Here is an 18,328-nt window from a genome sequence, read left to right as displayed (position 1 = left end):
GACTGCGGTCGCGGCAGGAGATCGAGAGGTTTGCGGGCCGCCCGGACGTTCCCAATGCGCATGCTCCCGCGGACAGCGTCAGCCCCACCGCGATGAAGCCGGGGCCCGGGCCACTACAATGCCCGCATGCTCACGCCTGCCCGCCCCAGTTTCCAGAAGCTCTTCCTCACCGGTCTGCTGACCCTGCTGCCGATCTGGCTGACCTGGGTCGTGGTGAAATTCGTCTTCGTCCTGCTTTCGGACACCAGCCGGCCGGTGATCGGCCCGCTGCTGCAGAACCTGGCGGCCACCTCGCCCGCCGCGCTGGGCTGGCTGGTCCAGCCGTGGGTCCAGACCGCACTGGCCCTGTTGGCGACGGTGGGCGTGATCCTGCTTTCCGGCGTGATGGCGCGCGCGGTGATCGGGCAGCAGCTGCTGCGCTGGTTCGAGGCCCTGATCAAGCGCATCCCGCTGGCCAACACCATCTACGGCAGCGCACGCCAGTTGCTGGACATCCTGCAGACCAAGCCCGACGGGACGCAGCGCGTGGTGCTGATCGACTTCCCGCACACGCAGATGAAGTCGATCGGCTTCGTCACCCGTGTCCTGCGCGAACAGGGCACCGGACGCGAGCTGGCGGCCGTCTACGTGCCGACCACGCCCAACCCGACCTCCGGCTACCTGGAGATCGTGCCGGTGGAACTGATCACGCCGACCGACTGGACGGTGGACGAGGCGATGAGCTTCATCATTTCCGGTGGCGCGGTATCCCCCGATTCAATCCCGTTCTCCCCTCCCGCCCACGAAAAAAGTGAAGCGCCGAAGAAATGATGCCGCGCGGGCGGCCGTCGATATCAAGCTGCGACGGCTTTCCAACGTACCCAGCCGCGATTGAACTGAAGCGCCGAGAAAATAATGCCGCGCGGGCGGCCGCCGACATCAAGCTGCGACGGCTTTTCAACGCAAATCCCCGCCCCGCAAGAGGTGATCGCGCCAAAGCCACAGGCGGCATGGCCAGCGACGCCATTTACACTTGCGCCGCTTCAATCCAGCAACGCCACCCAGGACCGCGCCCCGTGAACGACAGCACGCCGCCCCCCACGCCTGCCATCGCCATCGCCCCCGCCCCCACCCGCCTGCTCGAAGACCGCGCCGTCCGCCTCTTCATCGCGCTGGCGGCGTTCTTCTGCTGCAACGCGGTGCTGGCCGAGTTCATCGGGGTCAAGATCTTCGCGCTGGAGGACACGCTGGGCATCGCGCCGCTGCAGTGGAACCTGTTCGGGCAGCAGGGCTCGATGAGCTTCACCGCCGGCACGCTGCTGTGGCCGGTGGTGTTCCTGATGACCGACGTGGTCAACGAGTTCTACGGGCGCCGCGGCGTGCGCGCGATCTCCTGGCTGGCGGCGGCGCTGATCGTGTACGGCTTCCTGTTCGCCTTCGCCGCCATCGCGCTGGCGCCAGCCGGCTGGTGGGTGCAGGCCGCACAGGCGCAGGGCGTGCCCGACTACCAGGCTGCGTTCGCGGCCGTGTTCGGCCAGGGCCTGTGGACCATCGCCGGATCGCTGGTGGCCTTCATGCTGGGCCAGCTGATCGACGTGGCGGTCTTCCACCGCATCCGCAGCGCCACCGGCGAACGGTTCGTGTGGTTGCGCGCCACCGGCTCGACCGCCGTGTCGCAGCTGGTCGACAGCTTCGTCGTGCTCTACATCGCCTTCGTGCTGGGCCCGCAGCATTGGCCCACCTCGCTGTTCCTGGCGGTGAGCACGGTGAACTACGGCTACAAGATGCTGGCCGCGGTGGCGATGATCCCGCTGATCTACCTCATGCGCCGCTTCATCACCGGCTACCTGGGCGCCGCGCGGGCGCGCCAGCTGCGCGACGAAGCCGCCGCCTGAGCTGACTTTCCGCCGCAGGACGCGCCTGCAAGGCGCTCCCGCAGGACGCGCATCCCGGTCTCCCGCACGCCCGCGGGCCCGTGGCCTGCCGCGGGCGTGAAGGCGGTCGCGCGGACCATGACTTCCGACAAGGTGCGCGGCCGGCGGCAATCGGCGATGCTCGGGCTCCCCAACGACAGGAATGTCCAGGACCCGCCCATGACCTTGCGTCCGCTCGCCCTCGCCCTCGCCCTTGCCCTCACCCTCGCCGCCGGCGCCGCGCCTGCCCTTGCCGCCGAATCGCACGCCAACCACGGTGGGGCCGCCCAGAGCGACCAGGCCAAGGCGGCCCGCTTGAACGCGATGTACGAAGAGTTCTGGGAAGAGAACCTCAAGCTCAACCCGATCAGCGCCACCTTCCAGGGCGACCCGCGCTACAACGACCAGCTGCCCGACTTCGGCTCGGCGCAGTACCGCAAGCAGGTCCACGACTTCACCGACAAGTGGCTGAAGAAGGTCGAGGCCGTCGGCCCGTCCGGCCTGTCCGGCCAGGACCTGCTCAGCTACGAGATCTTCGTCACCGACGCGAAGGAAGCGCTGGAAGCCGAGCAGTTCCCCGACTGGATGATGCCGGTCAACCAGATGCAGTCGATGGCCAGCTTCGCGGTGATGCTGGGTTCGGGCACGGGCCCGCAGCCGTTCAAGACCGTCAAGGACTACGACAACTGGCTCAAGCGCGGCCACCGCCTGCCGCAGCTGTTCGACACCGCCATCGCCAACATGCGCGAAGGCGTCAAGCAGGGCGTCGTGCAGCCGCGCGCGCTGATGGTAAAGGTGACGCCGCAGCTGGATGCGCTGATCAAGGACAAGCCCGAGGACACGCTGTTCTGGGGCCCGATCTCGCAGATGCCGGCCGAGTTCTCCGCCGCCGACAAGGAGCGCCTGACGCGCGAGTATCGCGCCATGATCGCCGACGAGATCCTGCCGGCCTACCGCGAACTGCGCAGCTACCTCGTCGACGAATACCTCCCCGCCACGCGCGCGACCTACGGCCTGGACAAGCTGCCCAACGGCCAGGCCTGGTATGCGTTCAGCGCCGCGCAGAGCACCACCACCGACAAGACGCCGGCGGAAATCCACCAGATCGGCCTGGACGAGGTCGCCCGCATCCATGGCGAGATCGGCAAGGTCATGAAGCAGGTCGGCTTCAAGGGCACGATGCAGGAGTTCTTCAAGTTCCTGCAGACCGACCCGCGCTTCAGCTTCAAGGACGAGGCGGCGCTGCTCACGCACTACCGCGCGCTGGAAGCGAAGATCAACAAGAAGATCCCCGAGCAGTTCTCGCTGATTCCCAAGTCGCCGTTCGAGATCCGCCCGGTCGAACCGTACCGCGCGCAGTCCGCGGCCGGCGGCCAGTACTACCCGCCCAACGAGGACGGCAGCCGCCCCGGCATCTTCTACGTCAACACCTTCGACCTGCCCACGCGCAAGACCTGGGATGCCGAGGACCTCTACCTGCACGAGGCCATCCCCGGCCACCACTTCCAGATCGCGCTGCAGCAGGAGCTGACCAACCTGCCCAAGTTCCGGCGTTTCGGCGGCGAGACCGCGTTCGCCGAAGGCTGGGGTTTGTACGCCGAGTCGCTGGGCCGCGACCTGGGCGTCTACACCGATCCGTACGACTACTTCGGCTACCTGCAGAACGAGCTGTGGCGCGCCATCCGCCTGGTCGTGGACACCGGCCTGCACAGCAAGAACTGGTCGCGCGAGCAGGTCATCAAGTACATGCTCGACAACTCCGCCGAAAGCGAAACCCAGTCCACCGCCGAAGCCGAGCGTTACATCGCCTGGCCGGGCCAGGCGCTGGCCTACAAGATCGGCGAGCTGAAGATCCAGGAACTGCGCGACCGCGCCGAACGCGAACTGGGCAACAAGTTCGACGTCCGCGAGTTCCACGCCGAAGTGCTGAAGGACGGCGCCGTCCCGCTGTCGGTGCTGGAAGGCAAGATCGACCGCTGGATCGCGAGCAAGAAGGGCTGATCGCCTGGTGTTTTTTCGAAAAGGGCCGGCCATGCCGGCCCTTTTCTTTTGCGCCCGGTGCGCGCCGCCGGCTTGGCCTGCCGGGCCTTGCGCAACGCGGCCGTCCAGGGCGTAGAGTCAGCGCAGACGCCCTTGCGCGCGTGTCCAGCCGGCGCGGCGTCGACTCGCTGAACACGGAAGGCAGGGAGGTGCCAGGCCCATGAGCGTGAACACCACTGGCAGGAGGTCCGCCCCGGTCGACCTTGGCGCGGACGACCGGGGGCCGCGTGACTGATCGGCTCTTCGTCTACGGAACCCTCGCGCCCGGACGGCAGAACGCGCATGTCCTGGCGGACCTGCCGGGCAGCTGGCAGCCGGCCACCGCGCGCGGCACGCTGCTTGCGCAGGGCTGGGGCGCGGCCGCGGGCTACCCGGGCCTGATTCCCGACGAGCAGGGGTCTGAGGTCGACGGCCTGCTCTTCACTTCGCCGGCCCTGGCCGGACACTGGATCCGCCTGGACGAATTCGAGGGCGAGGGCTACGAACGTGTCCCGATCACGGTCACGTTGCACGACGGCTCGCGCGTGGATGCCCATGTCTATGCGTTGAGCGGAACCGCCGACGCCGACGGTCCCTCGGGCGCCGGTTGAGGCCTCGCGCGCGCTGCGGGCCGTGGACCGGCGCGCGGCTCCGTCGCCCGATGCACAGGCGCCGGGACGGACTGGGGATGTAGGCTTCGCCGATGCAGAAGACCCCGCCCGCCGCGTCGCCTGATGCCTACGTGGAATCGCTCGCCGGCTGGCAGCGGACGCGGGTGGAAGCGCTGCGCAGATCGACCCTCGCGGCCGGGCCGCTTGAAGAGCGCATCAAGTGGGGACACCTGGTCTATTTCTGCCATGGCCCCGTGCTGCTGATCCGCGCCGAGGCGCATCGCGTGCTGTTCGGCTTCTGGCGCGGGCGTCGCCTCGTGGAACTGGAAACGCGGCTCAAGCCCGGCGGCAAGTACGAGATGGCCACCCTGGCGCTCAACGAGGGCGACACGATCAGCGCGGCCGGGGCGCGCCGCCTGGTAAAGGCCGCGATCGAACTCAACCAGCGCCTGGGCGATCCGACTTCCGTAGCGAAGGCGGACTGACCCTTGCGCATGCCCGGCCTGTATCCACTGGACCACGCTCGCGCCCCCGCAGCGATGCAGGCCGGTGCTCGCCACCAACCCACCAGGGAAGATCCCCATGCCAGACAATGAAGTTCCCACGCTCTACCAATGGCTGGGCGGCATCGATGCACTGGAACGGCTGACGAACAGGTTCTACGAGCGCGTGCGCACCGATGCGTTGCTCGGGCCGGTGTTCGCGCACATGGACGCCGCGCACCCGCGTCACGTCGCGGCCTTCCTGGCCGAGGTGCTGGGTGGCCCGAGCCTGTATTCGAGCCAGCACGGCGGCCATCCGCACATGATCCGGCAGCATCTCAACCGCCACCTGGACCAGGCCAGGCGGCGGCGCTGGGTCGCCCTCCTGCTGGAGACCGCGGACGATCTGGGCATGCCTGACGACCCCGAATTCCGGTCGGCGCTGGTCGGCTACCTGGAATGGGGTTCCCGCCTGGCCGTGATCAATTCGCAGCCGGGCGCCACGGTGGACGAGGACGCCCCGATGCCGCAGTGGGGCTGGGGCGAGGTGAAGGGTCCGTACGTGGCCTGAGCCACGAGCCGCCGCGCGCCCCGCCAGGCCCGAGCGCTCCTGAACAGCGACTTCTGCCGCCCCCCGGCAAAGATGAACGCCGACGTCCTGCCCGCCGGCGAACACGCCAAGGCCCATCAAAGCCCCGTGTGACGGGCTCTGCAGGCCCATTGTGCCCACCCGGCCGCGGCGGCGATGACTTTCTACACCCGCGCCGGTTCCACGGCCGGGCTAAGGTCGGCGCTCGTCCCCATGGGCCGGGGACTGTCCTTCCTCGCCTGACCGCGTCCCACCCCTCATCCGTCTTACCCATCCGCTCTTATCCATCCGAGCCCCGGAGCCCGAAGTGACCTTCAACAAGACCGCCAAGCCGGCCGCGCTGCTGCTGACCCTCGCCATCACCGCCGCCCTGGGCGCCTGCTCCAAGGATGAGGGCAAGGCTTCCGCCGATGCGGCCAAACCCGCAACCGTTGCCGCCGCCGATGCGCTGACCCTCGACGAGAGCAAGCTGCTGGCCGCCACCCGTTTCACCAAGGACGACCTCGATCCGTCCAAGGACGTCTGCACCGACTTCGGTGGCTACGTCAACGGCAAGTGGCTCGCCGCCAACCCGGTGCCGGGCGACCGCAGCACCTGGGGTTCGTTCTCCGTGCTCGACGAGCGCTCCAAGGCCGTGCAGCGCCAGCTGGCCGAGCAGGTCGCCGCCAGGACCGGCGCCACCGGCGTGGAGAAGATCGTCGGTGACTTCTATTCCACCGGCATGGACGAGGCGAAGATCAACGCCCAGGGCATCGAACCGCTGAAGAGCCGCCTGGCGGAGATCGACGCGCTCAGCGACAAGGACACCATCGCCGAATACCTGCGCCAGACCGCGCTCAAGGGCGAGAACAACCTGTTCGGCTTCGGCCCGCAGGCCGACTTCAAGGACTCGACGATGAACATCGCGTCGGCCTTCGAGGGCGGCCTGAGCCTGCCGGACAAGGTGTACTACTTCGACGCCGACAAGGCCGACAAGCGCAAGCAATTCGTGGGCCACGTCGCCAAGGTGCTCGAGCTGTCCGGCGTGCCGGCGGCCGACGCGGCCAAGCAGGCCAAGGACGTGATGGCCTTCGAGACCCGCCTGGCCAAGGCGTCCAAGTCCAACGAAGACATGTCGCGCGACGTCTCGCTGTACTACAACCCGGTCAGCCTGGCTGATGCCGACAAGATCTCGCCGAACTTCCCGTGGACGAAGTTCTTCGAGTCCCAGGGTGTCGAGGCGCCGAAGATGTTCTCGCTGGGCATCCCCGGTTTCCACTCGGAAGTCAGCAAGATGCTGGCCGACGTGCCGGCCGAGCAGTGGAAGACCTACCTGCGCTTCCGCCTCGTCGACGCCGCCTCGCCGTACCTGAGCGATGCATTCGTGCAGCAGAACTACGAGTTCTACGGCAAGCAGCTGTACGGCCAGCGCGAGCTCAAGGAGCGCGGCAAGCGCACGCTGGACACGATCCAGAACAACGTCGGCGAGGCCATGGGCCAGCTGTACGTGAAGGTGGCCTTCCCGCCCGAATCCAAGGCGCGCATGGAGGAACTGGTCAAGAACCTCAGCGCCTCGCTCAAGACCCGCATCGAGAACCTGGCGTGGATGAGCGACGAGACCAAGAAGAAGGCGCTGGAAAAGTGGTCCACCTTCATGCCGAAGATCGGCTACCCGGACAAGTGGCGTGACTGGAACGGCCTGTCGACCTCGCGCGACAGCTACATCGGCAACGTGCTGGCCGCCAACGAGTTCAACTACAAGTGGCAGCTGGGCAAGATCGGCAAGCCGGTCGACCGAACCGAATGGGGCATGCCGCCGCAGATGGTCAATGCCTACTACAACCCCTCGCTCAACGAGGTCGTGTTCCCGGCCGCGATCCTGCAGCCGCCGTTCTTCGATCCCAAGGGCGACGACGCGGTCAACTACGGCGGCATCGGCGCGGTGATCGGCCACGAGATGACGCACGGTTACGACGACCAGGGCAGCCGCTTCGATTCCAAGGGCAACTTCTCCAACTGGTGGACCGACGCCGACGCCAAGGGCTTCTCGTCGCGCACCGACAAGCTGATCCAGCAGTTCAACGACTACGAAGCCGCGCCTGGCATGAAGGTCAACGGCAAGCTGACCCTGGGCGAGAACATCGCCGACCTGGGCGGCGTGGCGACGGCCTACGACGCGATGAAGAAGGCCACCGAGGGCAAGCCCGATCCGATGATCGACGGCTTCACCCGCGACCAGCGATTCTTCCTGAACTACGCGACGATCTGGCGCACCAGCTACACGCCCGAAGCGCTGAAGGTGCGCGTGGCCAGCGACGAACACGCCCCCGCGCCGCAGCGCGCGATCGGCGCGCCGTCGAACCTGCCCGCGTTCGCCACCGCGTTCTCGTGCAAGGCGGGCTCTCCGATGGTGCGTGCGCAGGACCAGCAGGTCGTGATCTGGTAATGCGTCACGCGTCAGCGCCCCGGCGCTGACCCCGTGCAATGGCCGCGTGAAGGCGGCCGCCCCGAAGGCCCGGCACCTCGTCGTCCGGGCCTTCGTTTTTTTGTGCGCCGCGCCCGCCCCGCCCCGCGCCTTCATGCCGGACGGGCGAGCACGCTTGTTACACTCGGGCGCGCTCCATGCGCACCTCGACCCTGGCGACCGCCCCCGCGGTCGCACGCACCGGGATTTTGCGAATGCCCCACGCCAAGCCGCTTGCCTGCGCCCTCATCCTTGCCCTCGTTGCCGGCCTGGCCGCGCCCGACGCCCTGGCCCAGAAGAAGAAGCGCGCCAAGGCCAAGCCGGCTGCCGTCTCCGCCGCCTGCACCGATTTCTACGCCCACGCGAACGCCGGCTGGTTCAAGGTCAACGCGCTGCTGCCGGGCGTGCCCGCGCTTTCGGCGATGGAGCAGCTCAACGACCGCGCGCGCCAGCAGCAGCTGGACCTGCTCAACGCCTCGATGAGCGCGCCGCAGGGCAACGTGCAGAAGCTGCTGGGCGACTTCTGGGCCAGCGGCCTGGACGAAGCGGCGGTCGAGCGCGACGGCGCCGCGCCGATCGCGCCGCTGCTGGCCCGCATCGATGCGATCAAGAAGCCCAAGGACGTCGCGGCCGCGATCGCCGCCCTGCACCAGGTGGGCATCCCGGTGGCGTTCAACTTCGGCGCCGATGTCGACCTCAATGACCTGGACCGCCATATCGGCTACTTCAGCCAGGGCGGCCTGGGCCTGCCCGACCCCGCCTACTACACCCGCACCGACGCGCCCACGCGCGACCTGGTGGGCCGCTACAACGGCTACATGCAGAAGATCCTCGTCCTGACCGGCGTGCCCCAGGCCGAGGCCGCCGCGCAGGCACAGCAGGCGATCGAACTGGAAACGCGCATCGCCCAGTTCAGCCGTCCGCTGGTGGACCTGCGCGATCCGCGCCGCAACTACGCCGCCGTCCCCGTCGACACGCTGGGCAAGACCTACCGCAACCTGCAGCTGGCCGAGTTCCTCAAGGCCCAGGGCGTGAAGGACGACGCCGTGTCGATCGCCAACCCCGAACTGTTCGCGCAGCTCAACGTGCTGGTGAGCCAGCTCAAGCCGGCGCAGTGGAAGACCTACCTGCGCTGGCGCGTGGGCGATGCAATGGCGCCGTACCTGTCGCGCGCGTGGCGCGAACCGAATTTCGAATTCCGCGGCCGGCTGCTGGGCGGCCAGCGCCTGCCGGTCCTGCGCCAGTACGCCGTGCTCGACGCGATCAACCAGGCCGCCGGGCCGATGCTGGCCCGCGAGTACGTCGCCCGCTACCTGCCCGACACCAGCCGCGCGCGCGCGCAGGAAATCGCCGCGAACGTGCGCACCGCGCTGGCCAATTCGATCGACACCGACCCGCGGCTGGGCCCGCAGGCCCGCACGGAGGCCAAGGCCAAGCTGGAGGCGCTGAAGATCGAGGTCGGCGCGCCGCGCCGCGACCTGGACTACACCGTGCAGCCGATGGGCCGCGGCAGTTTCGGCAGCAACATGCTCATCGCATCCACCTGGCACCACCGCGAGGAAATGAAGCGCATCGGCCGTGGCAACGCGGACCGGCGCTGGGACGTGCTGCCGCAGCAGCCGGCGCTGAGCTATGACATCACGCAGAACCGGCTGATCGTCACCGCGGCGGTCCTGCAGGCGCCGGTGTTCGACCTGTCCCAGGACACCGCGTCGCAGTACGGCAGCTTCGGCGCGCTGGTCGGGCGCGAACTGCACCATGCCATCGACAACAAGGGCCGCTTCGTCGATGCCAAGGCGGAGTTCCGCGACTGGTGGACACCCAGCGAAACCGCCGCGTGGGACACGCTGGCCGGGCGCGTGGCTTCGCAGTACGGCGCCTACCCGGTGCCGATGGCGGGCGGGCCGAAGGTCAATGGCACCCAGGTGCGCGATGTCGCCATCGCCGACCAGGCCGGCGTGGAGCTGGCGTGGGCCGCCTTCAACGCAACCCAGTCCAACCCGGCGCAGGAAGCCCGGCAGAACTTCTACACCGGCTGGGCGCGCCTGTGGCCGCAGCTGCTCACCCGCGAAGCCGCGACGACCCTGGCCGCCAGCGGCGTGCACCCACCGGGCCAGTGGCGCGCCAACGCGCCGCTGATCAACCAGTCCGGATTCGGCGAAGCATTCGGGTGCAAGGCCGGGGCCGCGATGCAGGCCAAGGCCGACCAGCGCGTGACGCTGTGGCCGGGGCCCGCCACCTCGATGTAAGCCCAATCAGGACGGGAACATCAGCCGGGACGGCAGGGTCGGCGCTGTCGTCCGGCCTGCCGCGTGCGGCTTCAAGCATCTGCGTTACCGCCTGCGCGGCATCGAGCCGCGCGGAACGCCCGTGGCCTCAGTTCACGCTGCGCAGGTGGCGGCGTCGCGGCGGTGTGCGGGGCGGGCGCGGACGGCGCCAGTAGAGGATCAGCAGCCACCCGAACAGCATGCCGCCCAGGTGGGCGAAATGCGCCACGCCGGGCTGCCAGCCGTTGAGCCCCAGCAGCAGCTCCACCGCGGCGTACAGGATGACCAGCGTGCGCGCCTTCATCGGGATCGGCGGGAACAGCAGCATCACCCGCTGGTTGGGGAACAGCACGCCGTAGGCGAGCAGCAGCCCGAAAATGCCGCCCGATGCCCCCAGCACGGGATAGGCAGGCACGCCCTGCGACATCGTCAGCCAGGCCACGGCCAGCTGGCACAGCGCCGCGCCCACCACGCTCACGAAGTAGTACGTGGCATAGCGCTTCGTCTTCCACACATGCTCCACCTGGGCGCCGAACATCACCAGGGCCAGCATGTTGAAGGCCAGGTGCAGCGGATTGTCCGGGGCGTGCAGGAAGGCGTAGGTGACCAGCTGCCAGGGCCAGAATCCCGGCGCGCCATGGTCTGCTGAACCCAGCGGCCAGAGCATCAGCGCATTCAGCGCCTCGCCCAGCACCAGCTGCAGGACGAAGACCACGAGATTGGCGATCAGCAGGTAGCGGGTGACCGGGGGGATGCGGGAGAACATCGCGACGACCTGACGGGGGTCCGACATCTTAGCGGCTGTGGGTGTGCACGTTCCTCCACATCAGGAACCCGCACGCCCGCGCCGGCGCGCCGCCGGCGCGGGCGCGGGCGGCGGCATGCCCCAGAGGGCGGCGTCCAGCGCCTGCTCGGGCGTCGCGGCGGCGCGCTGGCCGCGGACACGCCCGTTCTCGACCCGCACGCCTTCGCTGCGCAGGCGCGCCGCCTGTTCGCGCCATTGCGCGGAGCCTTCCGGAAACGCGATGCGGCCGTCCGAGCGCAGGACGCGATGCCAGGGCAAGCGGGCATCCTCGTTCTGGCTGAGCAGGCGGGCCACCAGCCGTGCGCGTCCCGGCAGCCCCGCGCGGCGGGCGACTTCGCCATAACCGGCCACTTCCCCTCGCGGAATCGCGCGGATCGCGGCGAGGATGCGTTTGCTCGTGTCTGCGTCCATCGCGGTAGCATAGCGGCGTGCTCCGGCCCCCGCCGGGCGCGTGAATCACCGCCAGACGCAACGCAGGGAGCCCCCGGTGCGCAATTTCGAATCGATCCGCCGCCACATCAACACGACCGGCTACAACTCCAAGATGCACGACGAGGACGTCATCTGCATCGAGCTGTCGCTGGAGAAGGGTACGCGGCACCAGTCGTTGTTCCTCTCCGAGCTGGACGACGACGACGGGCGTCCCTACCTGCGCGTGAGCACCGCGATCGCCCCCACCACCGGCATGGACGCCAAGCGCGCGCTGGCCTTCAACTGGCAGAGCGTGGTCGGCTACCTGGCCATCGGCGACCTGGATGGCGTGCCCTACCTGCAGCTGGTGGAGAACCGCCCGTACGAAGGCCTGGATGCCGCCGAGGTCGATCGCCTGATCCTGGAGATCGGCGGACTGGGTGACCGGATGGAGCGGATGATGTCGGCCGGCGGCGATCTGTTCTGACGCCCCGCGCAGCACCACGCAATGAAAAAGGCCCGCGATGCGGGCCTTTTCTTTTTGCTTCCGGGCCGGCGCCCGCTTGCGCCGGGCTACACCCAGCCCGCGGCCTTGAACAGCCGGAAGAACAGGTAGGCGAAGCCGCCTGCCGCCGGGATGGTGAGGATCCACGCCCAGATCATCTTCTCCACCACGGTCCACTTGATCGAATTGAAGCGCTTGGCCACGCCCACGCCCATGATCGCCGAGGAGATGTTGTGGGTGGTCGACACCGGGATGCCCAGGCTGGAGGCCAGCAGGATCACCGACGCGGCGCTGGTCTCGGCGGCGAACCCGTGGATGGGGTGCAGCTTGACCAGCTTGTGGCCCAGCGTCTTGATGATGCGCCAGCCGCCCGCGGCGGTGCCGGCGGCCATCACCACCGCGCAGGTGAGCTTGATCCACAGGTCGATGTCGTTGTTGTCGATGGCCTGCTGCGAGGGGTGCAGGAAGGCCAGCCAGCCCGGCAGGTTCGACAGCGTGCCGTCGGCCTGGGCGGCCACCAGGGTCAGGGCGATGATGCCCATCGTCTTCTGGGCGTCGTTGGAACCGTGCGCGAAGCCCATGCCGGCCGCGCTGACGATCTGCGCCTTGCCGAAGAACGAGTTCACCCAGCGGGGCCGCGCGAGCCGGCGCAGCACGCCGCCGCTGGCGGCCATGCCCGAGATGATCGCGAAGAGCACGCCCATCACCACCAGGCCGGTCAGGAAGCCCAGCAGCGGCGAGGTGAGCATCGGCACGACGACCTTCCACAGCACGCCGCCGCTCTTCCAGATCGGGTCCTTGGCTTCGGACCAGATGATGGCGCCGAAGTCGTTGGAGGCCGCGGCGAAGGCCGCACCGCACAGGCCGCCGATCAGGGCGTGCGAGGAGGAGGACGGCAGGCCCAGGGCCCAGGTGATGAGGTTCCAGGTGATGCCGCCCAGCAGGGCGCACAGGATCAGCTGCGAGGACACATCGACCACGCCGGAGTCGATGATGCCGGATGCCACCGTCTTGGCCACGGCGGTGCCCCACATCGCGCCGACCAGGTTCATGCCCGCGGCCAGGCACACGGCCTGGAAGGGGGTCAGCACCTTGGTGGCCACGACGGTGGCGATGGAATTGGCGGTGTCGTGGAACCCGTTGATGTATTCGAACACCAGCGCGGTCAACACCACGATCAGGACCAGGGTGAGCATCGCCCGGCCCCGCTCAGGAGTTCTTCAGCACGATTTCGTAGGCGACCACGCCGGCTTCGCGGCAGCGGTCGATGGCCTTTTCCAGTATTTCGAAGAACTCCTTGAGCAGGAACATCTGCAGGTGGTCGAGCTTGCCCGAGTAGATGTCGCGATACAGCTCGAGCATGAGGCGATCGGCTTCCATCTCGATCGAACGCAGTCGGTCGTTGAGCGACTTCATGCGTTCCAGCTTCATGTGGCGCAGCTCGTGCACCATCTCCACGACGACCGAAGCGGCCTGTTCCAGCATGGCCGCGCGCGGGGCGAAGTCGATGCCGTCCAGGTGGTTCAGCGCCATCGCGTAGCGGTCGGCGAACTTCTCGACCTGCTTGGGGATCTTGTACAGGGCCGAGCCCAGGGCCTCGATGTCCTCGCGCTCGATCGGCGTGATGAAGCTGTTCACCAGCTCCCGGCTGATCTTGTCCGAGGCTTCGCGTTCGCGCTGGCGGGCGAGCTTGAATGCATCCAGCGACGGGGCGCGCGCAGTCTCCTTCAACATCGCATGCAGCGCCTTGGTGCTGTCGTGGGCCGCCGTCGCGGCCGCTTCGAGCAGCGTATAGAACTGCATGCCTTGGCCGAAGATGGTTTGCAGGGAGAACATGGGGGAGCCTCGTCGAGTGCTGCGGTCTGGGGTGGCGGCCGCAGGGCCGCTGGAACCGGCGCGATTATGACGGCTGCGTGGCCATTCGCCCAACGCCGGGATCAGCGCCGGTCCCGGCGGGTCGCCGGGGCTGATCGACATCACCCCCGGCGCGCCCATCTTGCCAAGCGCCTCCGGGAGGCCCTGTTAAGATCGGCCGCGCTTTTCCCCCGGCCTCAAGATCCATGGACGACGACGAACCTGCCCACGCGCTCCTGCTGCGCCTCCTGCCCTGCCCGACCCGTCCGGCTCCCGCTCCCGGCCTTGAACGCCTGGACCCGTCGCCCTGGAGCGCCGCATGTTCAAACTGCTGATCCTGCTGCTCCTGATCCTCATCAACGGCTTCTTCGCCCTGTCGGAGATGGCGCTGATGACCTCGCGCAAGCTGCGGCTCAAGCAGATGGCCGAGACCAGCCGCGGGGCGCGCAAGGCATTGGAACTGGCCGAGCACCCCGACAACCTGCTGTCCACCGTCCAGATCGGCATCACCGGCATCGGCGTGCTGGCCGGCATGCTGGGCGGAGACGCCATTGGCCCGATCATCGCCGGCTGGCTGCTGGACACCTGGCCGGCCTCGGCCGAGTACGCCGAGAAGATCGGCTTCGCCACCGCGGCCACGATCATCACCGCCGCCTCGGTCATCTTCGGGGAACTGATCCCCAAGCGCCTGGCCCTGACCAATTCCGAGGGCATCGCCGCGGCCGTGGCCCTGCCCCTGTACTACCTGTCCCGCTTCGCCAAGCCCATCGTGGCCACACTCGGGGCGATCAACCGCGGCGTGCTGCGGTTGCTGGGCATCAAGGACGACGCGCGCGCCGACATCACGGAAGAGGAAATCCGACTGCTGGTGACCGAAAGCCACGAGCAGGGCGTCATCGACGCCGACGAACGCAAGATGATGAACCGGGTGCTCAACCTGGGCGACCGCACCGCCGAGAGCCTGATGACGCCGCGCGTGCGGATCGCCTGGCTGGATGCCGAAGCCGACGCGGAGGAGAACCTGGCGGTGATGCGCGAGCACGGCTTCTCGCGCTACCCGGTCTACCGCGGCAGCGACAGCGACGTACTGGGCGTGCTGGAGGTCAAGACCCTGCTCGACCGTCTGGGCGAACCCACCCCGGACCTGCTGGTGAACCTGCGCGAGCCGCTGTTCGTTTCCGAATCCACGCATGCGCTGAAGCTGCTGGAGATCTTCCGCGAAGAGCAGCTCTCGCTCGCCCTGGTGGTGGACGAGTATGGCGACGTGGCCGGCCTGGTCACCATCAACGACCTGATGGGCGCGGTGATGGGACGCTTCCTGTCGACGCCGCCACCGGAGGACGAGGAGTTCGAGGCCCCGGTGGTCGAGCGCAGCGATGGCTCGTTCCTGATCGACGGCGCCCTGCCGCTGGAGGAACTGCGCGAGCTGATCGGCGGCGGCCGCCTGCCGGGCGAGGAGGAGCACGACTTCCACACCGCGGCGGGCATGGTCATCGCCCATTACGGCCGCATCCCCCACGTGGGCGAGCATTTCGCCTGGAACACCTGGCAGATCGAGGTGATGGACCTGGACGGGCCGCGCATCGACAAGCTGTTGCTGCAGAAGCACCACGTAGAGGAAAGCACCGGCGATGACACCGCGTTCTGAGCATCGCCGGACGCCGCGCCCCGAGGAGACGGGCACGCGGGCCTTGCTCGAGCACTTCGCCGAGGGCGATCCCGAACAGGTCATCCAGCTGGACGAGGTGCTTGCCGACCTGGAAGAGCGCGCGTTCGGCATGCTGCTGTTCCTGTCGATCCCGACCGCCCTGATCCCCGGGGTGGCGGGCGTGATCAGCGGACCGCTGGTCATCCTGGTGGGGGTGCAGCTCCTGTTCGGGCTGCACCGGCCGTGGCTGCCACGCTGGCTGGGCCGGCGCGGGCCACACCGGCGGGCCATGAGCCGCTTCCGCGATCGCATCAGTCCGTCGCTGGGCCGGCTGGAACGCTTCGTCAAACCCCGCGCCCAGGTGCTGCTGGATCATCGCGCGGCCAACGCATTCACCGGCCTGCACCTGATCCTGCAGGGCCTGCTGCTTTCGCTGCCGATCCCGTTCACCAACGTGCTGTTCGCGATGGTGCTGCTGGTGTTCGCGCTGGCGCTGCTGGAACGCGACGGCCGCCTGATGGTGCTGGCCTGGGTGGTCAGCGCGGTGGCGATCGGAGTGTTCGGGGTGTTGTCCGGCAGCCTGGCGACGATGCTGGGGCGCTGGCTGGACATGGTGAACTGACGCCGGTTTGGCCGGCGCGTGCTGGCGATTGCCCTCCAACCGCCTAGAGCAGCGCCATGAACTCCGACATGGGCAGCGGGTGGCCCAGCAGGTAACCCTGGGCCAGGTCGCAGCCGCGTTCGCGCAGCAGGCCGTACTGGCCGTCCTTCTCGACGCCTTCGGCGATCACGATGATGCCCAGCGAGTGCGCCATGGCGATGATGGCCGTGGTCAGCGCCAGGTCGTCGGGGTCGCGCAGGATGTCGGCGACGAAGCTGCGGTCGATCTTGACGCCGTCGATGGGCACGCGGCGCAGATGGCTCAGGCCGGAGAACCCCGTGCCGAAATCGTCCAGCCAGACCTGCACGCCGGTGGCGCGCAGCTCCGACAGCAGCGCGCTGGCCTGGGACTCATCGCTCAGCACCGCCGTTTCCGTCAGCTCCAGGTGCAGCTGCTGCGCCGGCAGTCCGGTGTCGCGCAGCACTTCGGCCACCAGCCTGGGCAGGTCGGTGCCGCGCAGCTGGCGCGGAGACAGGTTGACCGAGACGAACAGCGGTTCGCGCTCGGCGCGCGTTCCGCGCCACTGCATCGCGTCCTCGCACGCCGCGCGCAGTACCTGCGGGCCGAGCACCTCGATCAGGCCACTCTGCTCGGCCACGTCGATGAACACCGAGGGCGCGATCATGCCGTGGTCGGGATGCTGCCAGCGCAGCAGCGCCTCCGCGCCGACCAGCGTGTGGTCGCTGACGCGGAACAGCGGCTGGTACACCAGGCTCAGCTCGCCCCGGTCCCAGGCGCCGCGCAGCTCGTGCTCAAGGTGCACGCGCCGTTCCACGGCCTGGTCCATCGCGCGGCTGTAGAAGCGGTAGCAGTTCTTGCCCGCGACCTTGGCCTGGTACATGGCGATGTCGCCATTCTTCATCAGCGTGTTCGCGCCTGAGGCGTCCTGCGGGAACAGCGTGATGCCGATCGACGTGCCCAGGAACACCTGCCTTTCGTGCACGGTGATCGGCTGGCCCAGCTCCAGCACCAGCGCTTCGGCCAGCCGGCTGGCGACCTCGCGCACCTCGCGGTTGCCCTGCGCATCGGCCTCCACGAGGATCACGAATTCGTCGCCGCCGAAGCGGGCCAGCGCCGCGGCGCTGCCGCCGATGCGCGAAACGGTGTCGCGGATGCGCTGGGCGAACTGCAGCAGCACTTCGTCGCCGGCGTCATGGCCCAGGGTGTCGTTGACGCGCTTGAAGTCGTCGATGTCGGCGAACAGCAAGGCCAGCTGGCGCCCGGCGCCCTGCATCTGCAGCAGGCGTTCGTCCAGCGTCTCGCGGAACGCCAGGCGGTTGGCCAAGCTGGTCAGCGCGTCGGTGTAGGCCATGCGGCGGATCTCGCGATCATGCCGGGCCACCGACGTGCTCATGCGTGAGAACGCGCGCAGCAGGTCGCCGACTTCGTCGTTGCGGTGGCTGACCGGGGTGCGGGCCGTTTCGAAGTGCCCCAGCTCGATCGCGTGCGCGGCATCGGCCAGCTGGCGGATCGGCCGGACCAGCGAGCGCTGGATCAGCCAGATCATCACCACGCCCAGGGCCAGCAGGCTGGCGCTGAGCAGGAAGACCCACAGCAGCTGGCGCCGCCCCAGTTCTTCCAGGCGGCCGCGCAGGTCGGCGACCGCGGCGTCCTGGTCGTTGCGCATGCCGCGCAGGTCGAAGCCCACCCGCACGCCGCCGATGCGCTTGTTGCCGATGCGGATCGGCGCGGCGACGTCCATCAGGTCCTCGCCGAACTGCGTGATCAGCTTTTCGGCGGCGATGGTGTCGAAGGCCATCGCATCGTCCATGCGCTTGCCGTAACTGGGAATCTCCTCGCTGCCGTCGTGCAGGATGTTGCCCTGCGCGTCGAACACCAGCACGTAGCGGATGCCAGGCTGGTTGAGCGTGGCGCGGCTGAGCACGCCGATGGCGTCCAGGTCGAAGTAGTACAGCGGGTTGGCCAGCGAATCGGACAGCTGGCTGACCATGCCCTCGCCCTGGCGGCGCAGGCTGGTCCCGGCCACGCGCTCCATGGCCTCGCGGCTGACGCCTTCGACTTCGCCCTGCATGCGCTCCTGGCGGGTCCACAGCAGCGTCATCAACGCCAGGACGACCAGCAGGGCAAGCGCCATCACCGCAAGAAACCGGGCCTGAAGGCCGTAGCGTAGGTTCATCCGC

At 68.4% G+C, this 18,328-nt stretch carries 16 protein-coding genes; 11 read left to right on the top strand and 5 right to left on the bottom strand.

What is annotated here, in order from left to right; genetic code table 11:
* Positions 1-126: 126 nt before the first annotated feature.
* The 8 genes from I8J32_RS10390 to I8J32_RS10355 all read left to right on the top strand — a co-directional run bounded on the left by I8J32_RS10390 (position 127) and on the right by I8J32_RS10355 (position 10,285).
* Complete coding sequence (locus I8J32_RS10390; RefSeq protein ID WP_207526553.1) at positions 127-810, top strand: DUF502 domain-containing protein; 684 nt, start codon at positions 127-129, stop codon at positions 808-810.
* A gap of 284 nt (positions 811-1,094) precedes the next feature.
* On the top strand, positions 1,095-1,874 hold the full coding sequence (locus I8J32_RS10385; protein WP_245156508.1) for a queuosine precursor transporter: 780 nt from the start codon (positions 1,095-1,097) through the stop codon (positions 1,872-1,874).
* A gap of 198 nt (positions 1,875-2,072) precedes the next feature.
* Positions 2,073-3,893, top strand: coding sequence for a DUF885 domain-containing protein (locus tag I8J32_RS10380; RefSeq protein WP_245156300.1), 1,821 nt, complete (start codon positions 2,073-2,075; stop codon positions 3,891-3,893).
* Positions 3,894-4,159: 266 nt separating this feature from the next.
* The gene (locus I8J32_RS10375) at positions 4,160-4,522 is read left to right on the top strand and encodes a gamma-glutamylcyclotransferase family protein (RefSeq protein WP_200611779.1); all 363 of its coding nucleotides are present in this window, start codon (positions 4,160-4,162) and stop codon (positions 4,520-4,522) included.
* Positions 4,523-4,614: 92 nt separating this feature from the next.
* Positions 4,615-5,007, top strand: a complete 393-nt coding sequence (locus tag I8J32_RS10370; protein WP_200611777.1) for a DUF1801 domain-containing protein — start codon at positions 4,615-4,617, stop codon at positions 5,005-5,007.
* Between the two features lie 97 nt (positions 5,008-5,104).
* Complete coding sequence (locus I8J32_RS10365; protein ID WP_200611775.1) at positions 5,105-5,575, top strand: group II truncated hemoglobin; 471 nt, start codon at positions 5,105-5,107, stop codon at positions 5,573-5,575.
* 325 nt (positions 5,576-5,900) lie between these two features.
* Positions 5,901-8,018 carry a M13 family metallopeptidase gene (locus tag I8J32_RS10360; RefSeq protein ID WP_245156299.1) on the top strand — a complete coding sequence of 706 codons (2,118 nt, stop codon included), beginning with the start codon at positions 5,901-5,903 and terminating at the stop codon, positions 8,016-8,018.
* A 233-nt stretch (positions 8,019-8,251) separates the two neighbouring features.
* Complete coding sequence (locus I8J32_RS10355) at positions 8,252-10,285, top strand: M13 family metallopeptidase (RefSeq protein WP_200611773.1); 2,034 nt, start codon at positions 8,252-8,254, stop codon at positions 10,283-10,285.
* Between the two features lie 127 nt (positions 10,286-10,412).
* Here the strand turns inward: I8J32_RS10355 and I8J32_RS10350 are convergent, their stop codons facing one another.
* Positions 10,413-11,069 carry a rhomboid family intramembrane serine protease gene (locus I8J32_RS10350; RefSeq protein WP_200613074.1) on the bottom strand — a complete coding sequence of 219 codons (657 nt, stop codon included), beginning with the start codon at positions 11,067-11,069 and terminating at the stop codon, positions 10,413-10,415.
* A 60-nt stretch (positions 11,070-11,129) separates the two neighbouring features.
* A complete protein-coding gene (locus I8J32_RS10345) occupies positions 11,130-11,519 on the bottom strand; it encodes an MGMT family protein (protein WP_200611770.1) in 390 nt (129 codons plus the stop codon).
* Positions 11,520-11,595: 76 nt separating this feature from the next.
* On the opposite strand from I8J32_RS10345, the gene I8J32_RS10340 reads away from it, so the two are divergent.
* Positions 11,596-12,006 (top strand): type III secretion system chaperone family protein, encoded by a 411-nt coding sequence (locus tag I8J32_RS10340; RefSeq protein ID WP_200611766.1) that lies wholly within the window; start codon positions 11,596-11,598, stop codon positions 12,004-12,006.
* Between the two features lie 86 nt (positions 12,007-12,092).
* Here I8J32_RS10340 and I8J32_RS10335 read toward each other — a convergent pair whose 3' ends face one another.
* Positions 12,093-13,220, bottom strand: coding sequence for an inorganic phosphate transporter (locus tag I8J32_RS10335; protein WP_200611763.1), 1,128 nt, complete (start codon positions 13,218-13,220; stop codon positions 12,093-12,095).
* Positions 13,221-13,233: 13 nt separating this feature from the next.
* Positions 13,234-13,860, bottom strand: coding sequence for a DUF47 domain-containing protein (locus tag I8J32_RS10330; protein ID WP_200611761.1), 627 nt, complete (start codon positions 13,858-13,860; stop codon positions 13,234-13,236).
* A 337-nt stretch (positions 13,861-14,197) separates the two neighbouring features.
* On the opposite strand from I8J32_RS10330, the gene I8J32_RS10325 reads away from it, so the two are divergent.
* The gene (locus I8J32_RS10325; RefSeq protein ID WP_200611759.1) at positions 14,198-15,526 is read left to right on the top strand and encodes a hemolysin family protein; all 1,329 of its coding nucleotides are present in this window, start codon (positions 14,198-14,200) and stop codon (positions 15,524-15,526) included.
* Positions 15,510-16,148: an exopolysaccharide biosynthesis protein gene (locus I8J32_RS10320; protein ID WP_200611757.1), complete on the top strand. Its 639-nt coding sequence runs from the start codon at positions 15,510-15,512 to the stop codon at positions 16,146-16,148. The genes I8J32_RS10325 and I8J32_RS10320 overlap by 17 nt, the downstream gene beginning before the upstream one ends.
* A 43-nt stretch (positions 16,149-16,191) precedes the next feature.
* Here the strand turns inward: I8J32_RS10320 and I8J32_RS10315 are convergent, their stop codons facing one another.
* Complete coding sequence (locus tag I8J32_RS10315; protein ID WP_200611755.1) at positions 16,192-18,324, bottom strand: putative bifunctional diguanylate cyclase/phosphodiesterase; 2,133 nt, start codon at positions 18,322-18,324, stop codon at positions 16,192-16,194.
* Between the last annotated feature and the right edge of the window lie 4 nt (positions 18,325-18,328).

The sequence above is a fragment of the Lysobacter solisilvae genome (genome assembly GCF_016613535.2).
GTDB classification, from domain to species: Bacteria; Pseudomonadota; Gammaproteobacteria; order Xanthomonadales; family Xanthomonadaceae; genus Agrilutibacter; species Agrilutibacter solisilvae.
This window is presented reverse-complemented; position numbering and strand designations above follow the sequence as displayed.

Excerpts from the sequence above, each read along its gene's own strand:
- I8J32_RS10325 (WP_200611759.1), top strand. The coding sequence starts at position 14,198 with ATGTTCAAACTGCTGATCCTGCTGCTCCTGATCCTCATCAACGGCTTC.
- I8J32_RS10390 (WP_207526553.1), top strand. The coding sequence starts at position 127 with ATGCTCACGCCTGCCCGCCCCAGTTTCCAGAAGCTCTTCCTCACCGGT.
- I8J32_RS10335 (WP_200611763.1), bottom strand. The coding sequence starts at position 13,220 with ATGCTCACCCTGGTCCTGATCGTGGTGTTGACCGCGCTGGTGTTCGAA.
- I8J32_RS10350 (WP_200613074.1), bottom strand. The coding sequence starts at position 11,069 with ATGTTCTCCCGCATCCCCCCGGTCACCCGCTACCTGCTGATCGCCAAT.
- I8J32_RS10330 (WP_200611761.1), bottom strand. The coding sequence starts at position 13,860 with ATGTTCTCCCTGCAAACCATCTTCGGCCAAGGCATGCAGTTCTATACG.
- I8J32_RS10365 (WP_200611775.1), top strand. The coding sequence starts at position 5,105 with ATGCCAGACAATGAAGTTCCCACGCTCTACCAATGGCTGGGCGGCATC.
- I8J32_RS10370 (WP_200611777.1), top strand. The coding sequence starts at position 4,615 with ATGCAGAAGACCCCGCCCGCCGCGTCGCCTGATGCCTACGTGGAATCG.
- I8J32_RS10355 (WP_200611773.1), top strand. The coding sequence starts at position 8,252 with ATGCCCCACGCCAAGCCGCTTGCCTGCGCCCTCATCCTTGCCCTCGTT.
- I8J32_RS10345 (WP_200611770.1), bottom strand. The coding sequence starts at position 11,519 with ATGGACGCAGACACGAGCAAACGCATCCTCGCCGCGATCCGCGCGATT.
- I8J32_RS10380 (WP_245156300.1), top strand. The coding sequence starts at position 2,073 with ATGACCTTGCGTCCGCTCGCCCTCGCCCTCGCCCTTGCCCTCACCCTC.
- I8J32_RS10320 (WP_200611757.1), top strand. The coding sequence starts at position 15,510 with ATGACACCGCGTTCTGAGCATCGCCGGACGCCGCGCCCCGAGGAGACG.
- I8J32_RS10315 (WP_200611755.1), bottom strand. The coding sequence starts at position 18,324 with ATGAACCTACGCTACGGCCTTCAGGCCCGGTTTCTTGCGGTGATGGCG.